The organism is Erwinia sp. OLFS4 (assembly GCF_002752165.1).
Taxonomy (GTDB): Bacteria; Pseudomonadota; Gammaproteobacteria; order Enterobacterales; family Enterobacteriaceae; genus Izhakiella.
Genome location: NZ_MOMB01000091.1, coordinates 1 through 1,190 on the forward strand (window position 1 = coordinate 1; position 1,190 = coordinate 1,190).

The following is a 1,190-nucleotide window of genomic DNA, read 5'->3' on the forward strand; positions in this document are numbered from 1 at the left end:
GCGTTACCTCTTATAAAAAATAATAATATCATTAATGAATGGATGCTTTAACGACGAAATGACACTGGTTTTTTCCATTCAAAATCTGCTTCAAACCTTTCTTTATTTCTTTCATTTTTAATCTGAAAAGACATACGATTGTTGAGGATCTTTTTTCGAGCGTTTTTTAAAACTTCTTTCATTTCACTTTGTACAAGCTTTCTACCTTTAATTTTCATTTCTTCATATATGGCATTATTGATAAAATCTCTTTCGTTAGCTGATAGTGTCTTTAATCTTCCTCGCTCATCAGCATTATTGGATATGGTATTAATTGTTTCATCTTCTTTTTTATCTATATCAACTCTATTCTTCTTTTGTTTATTTGATTTTTGCTCTTTCCTAATGGAACGAACTTGATCACGAGCAATAAACTTGACAGTTTGTTTTTCTTTTTTATTTAGTGCTTTACCTTTTAACTTAGCGGCTTCTTCCAGAAAATCATCTATTATCTTTTTTTCATTCTCAGTAAGATTTTGTATCCATCCCACTCTTGGTTTTTTTGCTTTACTTTCCATATCATTACCTTTTTATATTATTGTTTTTATCTAATACAATTTAAAAACAAAAAACTCAAATTATTCAAAAGATACCATCTTAAAAACAGACTTTTATTTTTATTAAAATTTTTTGTACTAGTAGTACTAATTAATTCATTTAAAAGCATTGGGTTTTAGATGGCGGCTTTCAGCCGTAGTAGTTTTCCGTGAGGAAAACTTAGTTTTTCTTTAAGCATTCCCCCCCAACCCCCCACGCGAAAATATGGTTTTCGTCTATGTAGAGAGTTAGAGAAGTTAAGCTCATTGCGCCTTGAAAGTATTCATATTGTTTCCTGTATGAAACTTCCCCCACGACCCGCGCAAACATTACCATGATTCATTAAACACCCCTCGTTTTACTAAAGAGGCTATACATCCGTTTTCAAAATATTTAGGTAATGCGATTCAGGTTGGCAGCTACGCATAATCCGGCACTGCCACAATAACATAAGAACCGCCATATCACTTGAGGGACCTTCGTTCTTATACCTGATACAACAGGATTAAAGTTATTGTATTCGTTAGCACCTAGAAGTTTCTGGAAATGGTATTTAAAAGACTTGTAAAAAGTTTCGACTTAGATTTGACAAATATGAAAAGACTAGCGATGGC

The 1,190-nt window shown here is 32.3% G+C and carries 1 protein-coding gene; it reads right to left on the reverse strand.

Translation table 11 applies throughout. From position 1 onward, the window contains the following. Nucleotides 1–47 precede the first annotated feature (47 nt). Nucleotides 48–557: a hypothetical protein gene (locus tag BL249_RS18580; protein ID WP_099707541.1), complete on the reverse strand. Its 510-nt coding sequence runs from the start codon at nucleotides 555–557 to the stop codon at nucleotides 48–50. Nucleotides 558–1,190: the final 633 nt, after the last annotated feature.

Bases quoted from the DNA above. Each gene is read 5' to 3' on its own strand.
- BL249_RS18580 (WP_099707541.1), bottom strand. From the start codon at position 557: ATGGAAAGTAAAGCAAAAAAACCAAGAGTGGGATGGATACAAAATCTT.